Genomic DNA, 13,563 nt, shown 5'->3' on the forward strand with positions numbered 1-13,563 from the left:
GCGCATCTCACGATGGGCTTTTGGGCAAATGCGCACCGATCCTCAGGACGATCAAGACCAGGCCATGATGCGGCTGGCCCTGGAGGCCGCCCGAGCGGCCGCTGCAGCGGGCGAGACCCCGGTCGGGGCCGTGATCCTGGATCCGGCGACCGGCGAGGTTCTGGGCACGGCCGGCAATGGCCCGATCGCCGCCCACGACCCGACGGCCCATGCCGAGATCGCCGTGATGCGGCAGGTGGCCGCGAAGCGGGGCAACTATCGCCTGACCGACCTCACCCTGGTCGTGACCCTGGAACCCTGCGCCATGTGCGCCGGGGCGATCAGCCATGCCCGGATCGGCCGGGTGGTGTTCGGGGCCGAGGATGCCAAGGGTGGTGCCGTCGTCCATGGACCGCAGTTCTTTGCCCAGCCGACCTGCCACTGGCGGCCGGCGGTGACCGGCGGGGTGCTGGCGCAGGAGAGCGCCGACCTGCTGCGGGGCTTCTTCCGCGCCCGGCGCGGGAAGTCGGCCTAGTTCATCAGCGCCGAGCCGATCAGGACGCGGGCCCCCGGCTTGCCCAGCACCCTGTCGGCGGTCTTCTGCATTTCGCGCGACAGATAGTCGACATCCGGCGGGTCGCCACGGCGCATGCCGGCGGCATAGGTCATCAGTACCTGGGCAAAGGCGGCGCGCAGACGCGGCTGCGACTGCTGGGCCCGCTCCATCACCTTGGGATCCTTGGCCTCGATGCCGGCCTCCAGGGTCAGGACGCCGCGCCGGCCGTCGCGCCGCAGGGCGACCGCCGTCAGGGGCTGCAGGGCAAAGTAGGTAACGGCGGGGCCCTTCTCCTCCTTCTTGCCGGAATTGGCCAGGGCCGGAGCCGGCAACACCATCAGGGCGCTGGCAAGGATGAGCGGAAGAAGGGTCAGGGCGCGACGCATGGCCCACGCTTAGCGCAACGTGGTTGACGTCCTCTTTACGCCTCCGCGCGACATTGGGGCGTTAACCACGAATCGCACGCCTCGCGGATCTTCGCGGCGGGGGCGACAGGAGGCTGATCATGAGCCGTTTCTCTCCGAAATCCCTGGATCTCGACGGCAAGGTGATCCTGGTCACCGGCGGCACCGGGTCTTTCGGCCGACGGTTCATCGAGACGGTCCTGAAGCTGTCGAGCCCGCGAAAGGTCATCGTCTACTCCCGCGACGAATTGAAGCAGAGCGACATGCAGCTGGAACTGCGCGAGCAGTTCGACGACGCGACCTATGCCAAGATGCGCTTCTTCCTCGGGGATGTGCGCGACCGCGAACGGCTGACCCTGGCCCTGCGCGGGGTCGATATCGTCATCCACGCCGCCGCCCTGAAACAGGTGCCGGCGGCGGAGTACAATCCCTCCGAGTGCATCCATACCAATGTGCTGGGGGCCGAGAATGTAGTCTGGGCCAGCCTGGCCAATGGCGTCAAACAGGTCGTCGCCCTGTCGACCGACAAGGCCTGCAACCCGATCAACCTCTATGGGGCCACCAAGCTGGCCTCGGACAAGACCTTCGTGGCCGCCAACAACCTGTCGGGCGACATCGGCACCCGCTTCGCGGTGGTCCGTTACGGCAATGTGGTCGGCTCGCGCGGCAGCGTCGTGCCGCTGTTCCGGCGCCTGCTGTCCCAGGGCGCGACCGAACTGCCGATTACCGACGAACGCATGACCCGCTTCTGGATCACCCTGAACGAGGGCGTCAATTTCGTGCTCTCGTCGCTGGACCTGATGCGCGGCGGCGAGATCTTCGTGCCCAAGATCCCGTCCATGACCATGCCCGACCTGGTGAAGGCCATGTCGCCGACCGCCGGGGTCAAGGTGATCGGCATCCGGCCCGGCGAGAAGCTGCACGAGATGATGATCAGCGCCGACGACGCCCGGGCCACGGTCGAACTGGCCGACCGCTATGTGATCGAGCCGACCTTCGTCGAATATCCGCGCAAGCGCTTCGGGCCCGAGGACGGTGCCCGGCCGGCGGCGGAGGGCTTCTGCTACAGCAGCGACAACAATGATGACTGGCTGTCGGCCGAGGGCCTGCTGGCCATGCTGGAGGAAAAGGCCGGGTCATGACCGGGACGTCGTTCCTCCCCTACGGCCGCCAGACCATCGAGGATGACGATTTGGCCGCCGTGGCCGCAGCCCTGCGCGCCGACTTCCTGACCACCGGCCCGACGGTCGAGGCCTTCGAAACCGCCTTTCGCGACAAGGTCGGCGCCGCCCATGCCATCGCCGTCAGCAACGGCACCGCCACCCTGCACCTGGCCATGCTGGCCCTGGGCATCGGCGAGGGCGATGTCTGTATCGCGCCGTCGATCACCTTCCTGGCGACCGCCAACTGTGCCCGCTATGTCGGAGCCGAGGTGGTGTTTGCCGATGTCGATCCGCAGTCGGGCCTGATGACGCCGGACACCCTGGCCCAGGCCCTGGCGCGCTGCGGCGACCGCCGGGTCAGGGCCATCCTGCCGGTCCACCTGCGCGGCGATGTCTGTGATCTGCCGGCGATGCGGGCCATGGCCAGCGCGGCCGGGGCGGTGCTGGTCGAGGACGCGCCCCATGCCCTGGGCTCGATCGCCACCTTCGACGGCGTCGCCCACCCGGTCGGCGACGGTGCCTATTCGGCCTTTGCCAGCTTCTCGTTCCATCCGGTCAAGACCCTGGCCACCGGCGAGGGCGGCATGCTGACCACCAACGACGCCGACCTGGCCGCGCGAGCGAGGTCCTTGCGTGGGCACGGCATGCTACGTCCGGCGGGCGGCGATCCCTGGTGGTACGAGATGCCGGAGCTCGGCTTCAACTATCGCCTGCCCGACATTCTTTGCGCCCTGGGCCTGTCGCAGTTGGCCAAGCTGGACCGCTTCGTCGCGCGGCGTCGCGCCCTGACCGCCCTCTATGCCGAGCGGCTGCAGACCCTGTCGCCTCACGTGGGGCTGGCCTCCCGCCCGGACCATTCCGACCCGGCCCTGCACCTGCTGACCGTCCTGATCGACTTCGACGCCCTGGGCACCAGCCGCCGGAAGGCGGTCGACGGGCTCAAGGCGCACGGGATCGGCAGCCAGGTTCACTATATCCCGGTCCACCAGCAGCCCTATTATGTGCAGCGTTATGGGGCGCTCGACCTGCCCGGTGCCCAGGCCTGGTACGACCGCTGCCTGACCCTGCCGCTCTATCCGGCCATGGACGACAGTGATGTCGACCGGGTGGTCGAGGCCCTCGCCAGGGTTCTGGCGCTCTAGATCAGGGCGCTGACCTGGGTGGTCGGCTGAACATTGGTGAACCGGGCCACGTCTGCCAGCACCTCGGCAGCGCGCGACCCGCCCATCGAGGCCTGAAGGGCCGCGGCATCCCGAAACGCCAGGTGGGCCATGAGAATATAGCGCGCGGGACCACCATCGCCGGCCGACAGCCCCCTGAACACCTGGACGCCCGTCAGGCCCGTGGCCGCGAAGGCCTCGTGAACCAGCGGAATATGGGTGGCGTTATAATAGTCGTGGTCGAAATGCGCGCCATCGGTCGCCGCATAGAGCACGCTCAGGATCACCATGGTTCCGCCCCCTGTCGGACACCGCAACGGTGCCGTCTGGCGGGTAGCTTAGGCCTTGCGGGCCTGGTCGCAAGGACCTCAGGCGGCCTGGGCGCTCTGCATCAGGCCCTTGAGCAGCTCCATGGTCGCCGGTGAGGCCGCCAGTTCCTCGCGGGCCGCCGGGTCACGGGCCAGCTTGAAGGCCTCGACCTTGGCGCGGTCGGCGACCGGGCCGGTCGGACCCGCCTCGCCCGTCGCCAGCTTGACCAGCAGGGCCAGGCGGTGGGCCAGGGGGGCCGGAGCCCGGACCAGCATGGCCAGCAGCCGGCTGTCAGCCTCCACCAGCGAGCCCAGTTCACCCAGCTTCTTGCACAGGGGCTCGTAGTCTTCGCGAACCAGACCCGAGCGCACGATGGATTTTTGCAGGGCGGCTAGGCTGGACAGCTTGGCGGCCGGCGAGTCGGGGCCCTGGCGCAGTTCCTTCTCGAACCTCAGGGCCGTGATATTGGCGCTCAGCCAGCGGGCGGCCTGACGCTTGTTGACCGCGCCCATGACGTTTTCGCCCAGGCGGATCAGCAGGGCGATCTCGTCGCGCGCCGAGCGGTCACGACCGAGCAGGGCCTCGATGAACTCGCCGTTCAGCAGGGTCTTGGAGCGGACGGTGAAGGCGGCCTGGATGTCTTCCGGCGGCAGGATGCGTCCGGCGGCGGCGGTCAGGCTCATGGCCAGGGCGCGGAGAAACTCGATCTCGGCCTCGGCATCGGTGGGCTTGAGCCGGCGCACGCCGTTCAGTTCGGCCAGGACCCGCCTCGCGATCGAGGCGCGGACCGGAGCGAAATGGTCGCCATTCAGCCATTCGCTGAGCCGCTTGGCGGTGCCCGACAGCTCGGGCATGCAGGCCCGCACCTGGGACTGCATGCGGATCAGGGCCTCGACCTGCCCCCCGCCGGTCAGGCGGGTCATGGCCGCCAGGGTCGAGCCGAGGTCGTCGGCCGTCCCCAGGAGATCGGCCATGCCGGCGCGTGAGCCGATGATCTCGGCCAGGGGCTGTTCGATGGCGTGCAGGGCCAGGGCGCGGGGACCGGGCTCGGTCGGGGCGGCGTCGGCCAGATCGAGCAGGCGGGAAATCTTGTCGGACCAGCTGACGCCCGGCGCGATCGAGGCGGCCACGCCGGCACCCAGCAGGAAGGCGCGGTCGGGATCGCCGGCCAGGCGATTGGCGGCCTTGGCGAAACCTTCCTTGTCCAGATCCGGCAGCTGCCCCTTCTTGAAGGCCTTCATCAGGTTGGCGACCGTGCGGTCGACCAGGGCCTGGAAGGTGCGGATCAGTTCATGGACCGACATGCCCCGGGCTTCGGCCTCGGGAATGGCGATCTTCTGCAGGGCGTGCTGCAGGTCGGTACCGGAGGCTTCCAGCTTCTCGACCAGGTCCGGCCGGTGCAGGAGTTCAAACGGGGTGGCATTGTTGCGGGCCAGCCAGCCTTCGAGCAGGCGACCGATCCGGTCACGGGCATGGGCGGTATAGAGATCGGCCGGCTGGACGCAGAGCGGATCCAGATCCTGGACCTCTTTCTTCGGCTTGCCGCCGTCGACCATGCCCTTGGTGAAGATGGCGATGGACTTGTACTCGCCAGTCTCGCGATCGAGGGTTTCCTTGCTGACCCGAACGGCGACCGCGCGGTTCGAAATCAGGCACTCCTCGGCGCTCTGAAGCGCAGCCGTGCGAACTTCCGTGGCCATTTCCAGGGTCCACTGGGCACCGACCCTGCGGCGCACGAAAAGCTCGTAATGGACATCGCTCATGGGCTAGGGGCTCCCCGAGCCCCGGTTATGGGATAGAAGACCTTAAAGCGAGGTTGAGGCCGGTAACGGCCCGACCCCGGGCGGCCTGGGGCGCGATAGCCGCAATCGCGCCATTCTGGGGCCTCAAAGGTTCTGGAAAGCTTTGCCGCGCAACGCGTTGAAGCCAGGACGGGCGGTCGATAGGATCGCATCGCAGACGGACTTTAAGGACAAGACAGGCTCCATGGCCGCTATCACCCTCATTGACGACGACGAAAACATCGTCGCTTCGGTCTCCCTGGCCCTCGAAAGCCATGGCCATACGGTCAAGGCCTATTATGACGGCGCTTCGGGCCTCGAGGCGGTAGAGAGCCAGGCCCCGGACCTGGTCATCCTCGACGTCAAGATGCCGCGCATGGACGGTATGGAAGTGCTGCGCCGCCTGCGCCAGACCTCAGAGATCCCGGTCATCATGCTGACCTCGAAGGACGACGAGATCGACGAGATCCTCGGCTTCAACCTCGGGGCCGACGACTATATGCACAAGCCCTTCAGCCAGCGTCTGCTGCTGGAGCGGGTCAAGGCCGTGCTGCGCCGGGCCCGTCCCGAGGACGAGGAGCCCTCGATCCCCGCCGGTCTGGCCGGCTCGAAGATGATGAAGCGTGGCAAGCTGACCCTCGACCCGGCCCGCCATGACAGCCTGTGGGACGGCAAGCCTGTCCGTCTGACCGTCACCGAGTTCCTGCTGCTGCAATCCCTGGCCCAGCGCCCGGGCTTCGTGAAGAGCCGCGACAACCTGATGGACGCCGCCTACGACGATCAGGTCTATGTCGACGACCGCACGATCGACAGCCACATCAAGCGGATGCGCAAGAAGTTCCGCCAGGTCGATCCTGAATTTGACTCCATCGAGACCCTGTACGGCGTTGGCTACCGTTATCGCGAAGCCTGATCCCGCCGCGCCGCCGCGCCGTCGCTGGGCCTGGCCTGGCGGCTCGCGCCTGGGTCGGCTGATCATCGGCCTGAACATCATGGCCCTGGCGATCCTGGTGATCGGGGCCCTGGTGCTCAACGAGCTGCGCAGTGGCCTGGTCAATGCGCGGATCGACAGCCTGACCACCCAGGGCGAGCTGATCGCCAATGTCATCGACCAGTCGGCGACGGTGGGCGAGCCGGAGCCGGGCCTCGACCCCTATGCGGCCAGCGCCATCTTCCAGCTGCTGTTCATCCCGCGCTCGCAGCGGGCGCGGCTGTTCGACGCCGAGGGGCATGTTCTGGCTGACAGCTTCGTGGTCGCCGACCGCGTCGAGTGGAAGGTCCTGCCCCCGGCCCGCAAGCCCGGACAGAGCGACCCGTCCGCCCACAAGGATCCGGCCGCCGAGGCCAAGGCCGAAAAGGCCCGCAAGGCCCTGGTCGACGAGGTCGCCCAGGCCCGTCGCGGAGCCATGGTGGCCGGCACCCGCATTTCGGAGAACGGCGACCGGGTCGTGTCGGTCTCGATCCCGATCCAGCATGTACGCGCCGTCCTGGGGGTCCTGACCCTCGAGGCCGGCGATGTCGATGCGATCATCGCCGCCGAACGGCGGGCTCTGCTGCCCTTCATCCTGGTGGCCATCACCGCAACCCTGATCTCGTCGATCCTGCTGCACCGCCTGATCGCCCAGCCGGTGCTGCGCCTGGCCCGTGCCGCCGACCGCGTCAGGCTGCAGGGTGCGCGCGCCATCTCCCTGCCCGACATCGCCCGTCGCCAGGACGAGATCGGCGACCTCTCCCGCGCCCTTGAGGAGATGACCCGGTCCCTGTCGGAGCGGATGGACGGCATCGAGCGTTTCGCCGCCGATGTCGCCCACGAGATCAAGAATCCCCTGACCTCGATCCGCTCGGCGATCGAGACCCTGGACCTGGTCAGTGATCCCGTCGCCCGGGCTCGGCTGCTGGCTATCCTGCAGAATGACGTCAACCGCCTGGACCGGCTGGTCACCGACATCTCCAACGCCTCGCGGCTCGATGCCGAACTGTCGCGCGAGGCCCCCAAGGCCCTCGACCTGGCCCGGCTGCTGGCCGAGGTCGCCAGCCTCTATGAGGCCCAGCTTCGACCGGGCGAGGCGCCCGACAGCGTGAGGGTCAGCGTCTCGACCGGCGATCTGGGAGCCCCGGCCCGGCTGATGGCCCGCGAGACCCCGATCGGACAGGTGTTCCGCAACCTGATCGACAATGCCCGCTCGTTCAGCCCCGCCGACGGCGAGGTCCGCGTGAACCTGACCCGGACGCGCGGCCGGCTGATCACCACAATCGACGACGACGGTCCGGGGATACCGAGCGAGAACCTCGAGACCATCTTCGAGCGCTTCTACACCTCGCGGCCCAAGGGTCGGGCGTTCGGCGGCAATTCCGGTCTGGGCCTGTCCATCGCTCGCCAGATCGTCGAGGCCCATGGCGGCGACCTGAAGGCCGAGAATCGCATGGGCCCCGACGGTACCCGGCTGGGCGCGCGGTTTACGGTCGACCTGCCGGAATCGCGCGAGTGATCCGTCATGCCGGCCTGATCGCCCGACGCCTGGCCGGCCGCTGGCGCGGGGTGCTGATCGAGGGCCCCTCGGGGATCGGCAAGAGCGATCTGACCCTGCGCGCCCTCGCCGAAGGCTTTCATCTGGTGGCCGATGATCGCACCCTGGTCTTCGCTTCCGGGGGTCGGCCCTATGGCCGGGCCCCTGATTCGCTGGCCGGTCTGATCGAGGTGCGGGGCCTGGGCGTGATCCAGACTCTGCCTCTCGCCTTCGCCGAAATCACCCTGGTCGTGCGCTGCCTTGCGGCCCCTGGCGACGTTGAGCGCCTTCCGCCGCCGCAATTCGCAAGCATTTGCGGTCAGGATGTTCCCGTTTTCGACCTGTGGCCTCTGGAACCCGCTGCCCCGGCGAAAATCAAACTCATGCTGGAGCATCTTGGAGTCGCTCCCTAACGAGCGTATCAAGTCCGCCCGCGCGGCTCCTCCCGGCCGTTAAGGGTAATGGGGATCCCGTTTGAGAAATCAGGCATGATCGGGCTCGTGATCGTTACGCACGGGCGTCTGGCGGAGGAGTTCGTCTCCGCCATGGAACATGTCGTCGGCCCGCAGACCGCGGTGAAGGCGATCTGCATCGGTCCGGAAGATGACATGGAGCGTCGCCGCTCCGACATCCTGAAGGCCTGCGCCGCCGTGGACAGCGGCAGCGGCGTCATCCTGCTGACCGATATGTTCGGCGGCACGCCCAGCAACCTGGCCATCTCGGTGATGGAACAGACGCGGGCCGAGGTGATCGCCGGACTGAACCTGCCGATGCTGATCAAGCTGGCCAGCGTCCGCCAGCGCGAGACCCTGCAGGCCTGCGTCGCCCATGCCCAGGAGGCTGGACGGAAATACATCTCCGTGGCCTCCTATGTGCTGGCTGGAGAAAAATGAGTCGCATGGCGGAGCGGACGGTCGAAATCGTCAATGAACGGGGCCTGCACGCCCGGGCCTCGGCCAAGTTCGTGAAGATGGCGGCCGGGTTCGACGCCGAGGTCAAGGTCAGCCGCGAGGGCTCCTGCGTTGATGCCCGCTCGATCATGGGCCTGATGATGCTGGCCGCCGGCATCGGTTCAACCATCGATATCGCCGCCGAAGGCCCCGAGGCCGAGGCCGCCCTGGAAGCGCTCTGCGAGCTGGTCGCCAACCGGTTCGACGAAGAGCGCTAATCTCCCGCCGGCGACGGTCCCGCCGGTTCTTTCTCTCGCGCCCTCCCGCGACTGTAGCCCGTTCCGCCAGAACCTGCGCACCATCATTGCCAGTGCGACTGGTGCGTTGCGGGAAGCTCTCTTGGCGAAGTCTCTCTATTTGATCAATCCGAGCGAAGGCCGGCCCGGTTTCCACGGTTTCGAGGTGTTCGAGGCCATGGGCTTTTACATGACGGTTGTAGTTCGCGGTTCGCAGGTCGGGACTGCCGGGATGCAGGCCTGAGCCAAGTCAGCGTTTTAGGTTGTGATCGGCCAAAATGGGTGACATAGGAGCCCATCTATGTTCAAGGTAAAACAGCTTCTGCCAGCCCAGTGTCGCGGTGCCCGCGGACTGCTCAACTGGTCGCAGGGTGAGCTCGCCGAGCAGGCGGGCGTCTCGCGCAGCACGGTCAAGGACTTCGAAACCGGGCGTCATGCGTTGCATCCCAGCACCGAACGCCTCCTGATCACGGCCCTGGAGGCCGGTGGCGTCGAATTGATTGTGGCCGAAACAGCGGGTCCAGGCGTTCGTTTGCAAAGGCCAGCCTAGAGCGATCGGAAGGAGCAAGCGTGCCGCACGAGGTTTCACCAGCGGACTACAAGGACCTGGTCCTGTTCCTGGCCACCGCAGGCGTCGTCGCGCCGCTCTTCAAGCGCCTGAAGCTCAACCCGATCCTCGGCTTCCTGCTGGCCGGCGTCATCCTGGGGCCCTACGGCCTCGGCCGGTTCATCGGCGTGGCACCGTGGCTGGACTATGTCACGGTCGACAATCCGGACGAGATCGCCCAGTTGGCCGAGTTCGGGGTCGTCTTCCTGCTGTTCATGATCGGGCTGGAACTGTCCTGGGAACGCCTGCGCCTGATGCGCAAGCTGGTCTTCGGCCTGGGGGCGGCCCAGGTGATCGGCTGCTCCCTCGCCCTGGGCCTGGGGGCCATGGCCCTGGGTCAGCCGCCAGTCTCGGCCCTGGCCATTGGCGCGGCCCTGGCCCTGTCCTCGACCGCCATTGCCGTGCCGGTGCTGGCCGAGCGTCGCCGCCTGCATTCCGAAGGCGGACGGGCGACCTTCTCGGTGCTGCTGTTCCAGGATCTCGCGGTCGCCCCGATCCTGATCACCCTGACCATTCTGGGCCAGGGCGACGGGACCTTTGCCATGAAGGACCTGCTGGCCCTGGTGCCGGCCGCCCTCGGCCTCGGCGGCATCGTCCTGGTCGGGCGCCTGGCCCTGCGGCCGATGCTGAAATCGGTGGCCAAGGCCAAGAGCGAAGAAATGTTCATGGCCGCCTGCCTGCTGGTGATCATTGGTGCCGGCATGGTCAGCGCCCTGTCAGGCCTGTCCATGGCGCTCGGGGCCTTCGTCGCCGGGGTGCTGCTGGCCGAAACCGAGTATCGCCACGAGGTCGAGGTGAAGATCGAACCCTTCAAGGGCCTGCTGCTCAGCCTGTTCTTCGTATCGCTCGGCATTCGCCTGGACCTGTCGCTGCTGGTCGCCGAGCCGGTGGTCATCCTCGGCATCGCCCTGGGCCTGCTGGCGATCAAGGCCGGCCTGGTCTTCAGCCTGGGATGGACCATGAAGCTGGGGGTCAAGGCCTCGGCCGAGGCGGCGCTGATCCTGGCGGCCGGGGGCGAGTTCGCCTTCGTGATCCTCGACAATGCCATGGGGGCCCAGGTCGTGCCCCGCGATGTCGGCCAGGCCGTGCTGGTGTCGGCCACCCTGACCATGTTCCTGATCCCGGCACTGGCCGCGCTCGGGGCCCGGCTCGGCCGCAAGGGCGGTGCGGCCAGGATCAGCGAAACCCCGCCGGACGGCGGTCAGCCGGCCGCGCCGGATCGCGTGGGCCCCGAGCCTTCGGGCCAGGTGCTGGTCATCGGCTATGGCCGGGTCGGCAAGCTGGTCGGCGACATGCTCAGCCGCCACGACCTGGCCTGGATCGCCGTCGAACGCGACGCCCGCCTGGTCGAACAGGGTCGCCGCAACGGCCATCGAATCTATTATGGCGACGCCTCCCGGCTGGAGCTGCTCGAGCGCTGCGGCCTGGCCACGGCCAGAGCCGTGGTGGTGACCATGGATGCCCCGGAGGCCGCCGAGGCCGTGGTCGCCGCCGCCCGCGGGGCGCGCCCGGACCTCGCCATCGTCGCCCGGGCCCGCGACGCGCGCCATGCGGCCCGCCTCTATGAGCTGGGGGCCACGGACGCCGTACCCGAGACCATCGAGGCCAGCCTGCAGCTGTCCGAGGCGGTTCTGGTCGATATCGGCGTGCCGATGGGTCTGGTCATCGCTTCGATTCATGAGCGGCGGGATGAATACCGCAAGGTCCTCAACCGACCTGACGCCCTCGGCGGCCGTCGCCGGCGCCTGCGCGACGCCACACTGCGCTAGACACCCTGACGGCACCCCAGGGGTCCTTTCGACCCCGCTCCACCCGGCTACGGGGGTGCGAACTGAACGCGACCGGGACCAGGGGCGCGCCTTGAGGCAAAATCTCGCCTGATGCGCGAAGAACAGCATAGCTGTGGCCGCACTGCGACAATGGGCCGCCTTTTCATGTTGCAAGCCCTTGCGCGACCGGGTTTCACGTGCGAACGAAAAGACTGGCGCTCTCAGCGGAAGATTTCAGCCGATACGCTCGGAAGTTGATTTTGTGGGGCGGTCTTGTTTGGCTTCCTGGAGCGTATATCCAGGTCAGCGAAACCTGACGAGTGTGGCTTTGCTGACACTTTCCCGGGACGTTCGCCTTGGTATAACGATGCTCGGTCGTTTTCGGCCGGAGCAGGGCAATAGAGGGCTCTTGATATGAAATTCAAACTCCTGGCGGGAGTCGCTCTGGCTGCGGTTTGCGCCGCGTCGGGCGTCTCCGCTCAAGAGACCGGCTGGTATGGCGCGGTCGATCTTGGCTACCACTTCCCGACCGGTCTGAAGACCGAGTCCGATGCGTTCGCTCCGGACGGCTCGACCTACCACTACGAGTGGGCGTCGGACAGCGACTGGACCGGTTTCGTTCGTCTCGGCTACCAGTTCACCCCGAACTGGCGCGCTGAACTCGAAGGCGGCTATCGCCCCGGCGACCTGACCTCGGTTCGCGGCAACGCTGCCCGTCAGCAGCCCCGCGGTCTCTGCACCCCCGGCGTGATCCGCACCGCGGCCGCTGCCAAGTGCGGCTCGCCGGACGGCTCGATCGACTCCTGGACCCTGTTCGCGAACGTCCTGTACGACTTCGCCCCGGGTTCGTGGATCAACCCCTTCGTCGGCGCAGGCCTCGGCCTGAACCGTCTGGACGTCAAGGCCCTCGGCCAGTTCAGCGGCGTCGGCACCGTTGGTCCTGGCAATGCTGCCATCCAGAACCTGTCCGTTGATGACGATGATCTGTCGATCTCGTGGCAAGCCATTGCCGGTGCCTCGATCAAGGCGACCGACAAGCTGAATATCGACGTCACCTACCGCTACCTCGGCGCCGCCAACGACCACGGCTGGCAGTCGCAGGGTTCGGGCGCTCTGCAGCCCGGCGCGTTCTCTGGCGAGTACAAGGACCAGTCGGTGACCGTGGGTCTCCGCTATTCCTTCGCGGCTCCGCCGCCCCCGCCGCCGCCGCCGCCGCCGCCGCCGCCTCCCCCGCCGCCCCCGCCGCCTCCGCCCCCGCCGCCTCCCCCGCCGCCTCCGCCGGCGTTTGAGGCTCGCGAGTTCATCGTCTACTTCCCGTTCGATCAGTCCGTTCTGACGCCGGAAGCCCAGTCGGTGGTTTCGGAAGCTGCGAACTACGCCAACGCCGGCAAGGCGACCAACCTGATCATCGTCGGTCACACCGACACGTCGGGCTCGCCGAAGTACAACGCCCGCCTGTCGGAGCGTCGTGCGAAGGCTGTTGCTGACGCGCTCGTCGGTCTCGGCGTTGCTTCGTCGGCCGTGGCCGTCGACTGGAAGGGTGAAAGCGCCCCGGCCGTCGCCACTGGCGATGGTGTGAAGGAACCGCTGAACCGCCGTTCCACGATCTCGATCAAGTTCTAGGATCTGGATCAATACGATCTGGGAAGGGCCCGGCGGCAACGCCGGGCCCTTTTCTTTTGCCGCTTTGACCTTGGGTGTCGGTGCAGGCCCGACCGAAGTCCTCGTCCTTCGACAAGCTCAGGAGAAGGATTCTGAGTGCGCCTGGGCCAGCAGCCGTCCTCACCCTGAGCTTGTCGAAGGACCAGGGCGGCTCCCCCACCTCAATCAGCACCCAGGTGCCGACAGCCTTTCCTTCTGGGCGCTGGCCTGCTGTGGCCCGGCCCATCGGACCTCGCCCGGGCCTCCGCCGCCCGAGGCTACATAGGGACCGCCCCTGTCCGCAAAAGCCTGACCTGTGGACGGATCACGATGTCAGGGGGCGGAGGGCCTGGAGGGCCTTGTGACGGTCTGTCGCAGCCAAAAAAAGTTCGCCCGGGCAACCCCTTGATCCTGCCCGCTAAGTTGGAGGCGTTCACAGCTTGTTAACGAAAAACTCGCTTCCGGGGCGTTGACGAGTCATTAGCCACTGTGGCCCCATAT

General features: G+C 67.4%; 15 protein-coding genes and 1 pseudogene. 12 read left to right on the forward strand and 4 right to left on the reverse strand.

The genetic code is table 11. The features are described 5' to 3' along the window. Positions 1–28 precede the first annotated feature (28 nt). Positions 29–514: a nucleoside deaminase gene (locus ACW17U_RS15845; protein ID WP_166504107.1), complete on the forward strand. Its 486-nt coding sequence runs from the start codon at positions 29–31 to the stop codon at positions 512–514. Here the strand turns inward: ACW17U_RS15845 and ACW17U_RS15850 are convergent. Further along, positions 511–921 (reverse strand): hypothetical protein, encoded by a 411-nt coding sequence (locus tag ACW17U_RS15850; protein ID WP_062143044.1) that lies wholly within the window; start codon positions 919–921, stop codon positions 511–513. The two genes, ACW17U_RS15845 and ACW17U_RS15850, sit on opposite strands and share 4 nt — an antisense overlap. Positions 922–1,040: 119 nt before the next feature. Between ACW17U_RS15850 and pseB the strand changes: the two genes are divergently transcribed. Together pseB and pseC are read left to right on the forward strand one after the other, a co-directional pair. Beyond that, positions 1,041–2,081 (forward strand): UDP-N-acetylglucosamine 4,6-dehydratase (inverting), encoded by a 1,041-nt coding sequence (gene pseB / locus ACW17U_RS15855; RefSeq protein ID WP_062143042.1) that lies wholly within the window; start codon positions 1,041–1,043, stop codon positions 2,079–2,081. Then, positions 2,078–3,244, forward strand: a complete 1,167-nt coding sequence (gene pseC, locus ACW17U_RS15860) for a UDP-4-amino-4,6-dideoxy-N-acetyl-beta-L-altrosamine transaminase (RefSeq protein WP_492053702.1) — start codon at positions 2,078–2,080, stop codon at positions 3,242–3,244. Before pseB ends, pseC begins: the two co-directional genes overlap by 4 nt. Here the strand turns inward: pseC and ACW17U_RS15865 are convergent. Together ACW17U_RS15865 and ACW17U_RS15870 are read right to left on the reverse strand one after the other, a co-directional pair. Continuing rightward, complete coding sequence (locus ACW17U_RS15865) at positions 3,241–3,552, reverse strand: EthD family reductase (RefSeq protein WP_492053704.1); 312 nt, start codon at positions 3,550–3,552, stop codon at positions 3,241–3,243. The two genes, pseC and ACW17U_RS15865, sit on opposite strands and share 4 nt — an antisense overlap. 78 nt (positions 3,553–3,630) lie before the next feature. Then, positions 3,631–5,334, reverse strand: a complete 1,704-nt coding sequence (locus ACW17U_RS15870) for a hypothetical protein (protein WP_492053705.1) — start codon at positions 5,332–5,334, stop codon at positions 3,631–3,633. Positions 5,335–5,557: 223 nt separating this feature from the next. Between ACW17U_RS15870 and chvI the strand changes: the two genes are divergently transcribed. The 9 genes from chvI (at position 5,558) to ACW17U_RS15915 (ending at position 13,044) form a co-directional block, all read left to right on the forward strand. Continuing rightward, positions 5,558–6,265, forward strand: coding sequence for a two-component response regulator ChvI (gene chvI / locus ACW17U_RS15875; protein ID WP_062143030.1), 708 nt, complete (start codon positions 5,558–5,560; stop codon positions 6,263–6,265). Then, positions 6,240–7,841, forward strand: coding sequence for a two-component sensor histidine kinase ChvG (chvG, locus tag ACW17U_RS15880; RefSeq protein ID WP_492053707.1), 1,602 nt, complete (start codon positions 6,240–6,242; stop codon positions 7,839–7,841). Before chvI ends, chvG begins: the two co-directional genes overlap by 26 nt. After that, positions 7,838–8,272 carry an HPr kinase/phosphorylase gene (locus ACW17U_RS15885; protein ID WP_492053709.1) on the forward strand — a complete coding sequence of 145 codons (435 nt, stop codon included), beginning with the start codon at positions 7,838–7,840 and terminating at the stop codon, positions 8,270–8,272. The genes chvG and ACW17U_RS15885 overlap by 4 nt, the downstream gene beginning before the upstream one ends. A 75-nt stretch (positions 8,273–8,347) precedes the next feature. Further along, entirely contained in the window at positions 8,348–8,752 is a 405-nt protein-coding gene (locus ACW17U_RS15890) for a PTS sugar transporter subunit IIA (protein WP_062143021.1), read from the forward strand. Further along, positions 8,749–9,027 carry an HPr family phosphocarrier protein gene (locus ACW17U_RS15895; protein WP_062143017.1) on the forward strand — a complete coding sequence of 93 codons (279 nt, stop codon included), beginning with the start codon at positions 8,749–8,751 and terminating at the stop codon, positions 9,025–9,027. Before ACW17U_RS15890 ends, ACW17U_RS15895 begins: the two co-directional genes overlap by 4 nt. 121 nt (positions 9,028–9,148) lie before the next feature. Continuing rightward, positions 9,149–9,289, forward strand: coding sequence for a hypothetical protein (locus ACW17U_RS15900; protein WP_492053710.1), 141 nt, complete (start codon positions 9,149–9,151; stop codon positions 9,287–9,289). A 57-nt stretch (positions 9,290–9,346) separates the two neighbouring features. Further along, positions 9,347–9,595 carry a helix-turn-helix domain-containing protein gene (locus ACW17U_RS15905; protein WP_062143014.1) on the forward strand — a complete coding sequence of 83 codons (249 nt, stop codon included), beginning with the start codon at positions 9,347–9,349 and terminating at the stop codon, positions 9,593–9,595. 20 nt (positions 9,596–9,615) lie between these two features. Then, positions 9,616–11,421: a cation:proton antiporter domain-containing protein gene (locus tag ACW17U_RS15910; RefSeq protein ID WP_492053713.1), complete on the forward strand. Its 1,806-nt coding sequence runs from the start codon at positions 9,616–9,618 to the stop codon at positions 11,419–11,421. A gap of 414 nt (positions 11,422–11,835) precedes the next feature. Further along, the gene (locus ACW17U_RS15915) at positions 11,836–13,044 is read left to right on the forward strand and encodes an OmpA family protein (RefSeq protein ID WP_062143008.1); all 1,209 of its coding nucleotides are present in this window, start codon (positions 11,836–11,838) and stop codon (positions 13,042–13,044) included. A gap of 98 nt (positions 13,045–13,142) precedes the next feature. Here the strand turns inward: ACW17U_RS15915 and ACW17U_RS15920 are convergent. Next, positions 13,143–13,229: pseudogene (locus ACW17U_RS15920) on the reverse strand (hypothetical protein); the annotation flags it as partial. Between the last annotated feature and the right edge of the window lie 334 nt (positions 13,230–13,563).

Source organism: Caulobacter sp. AVps16 (assembly GCF_058681455.1).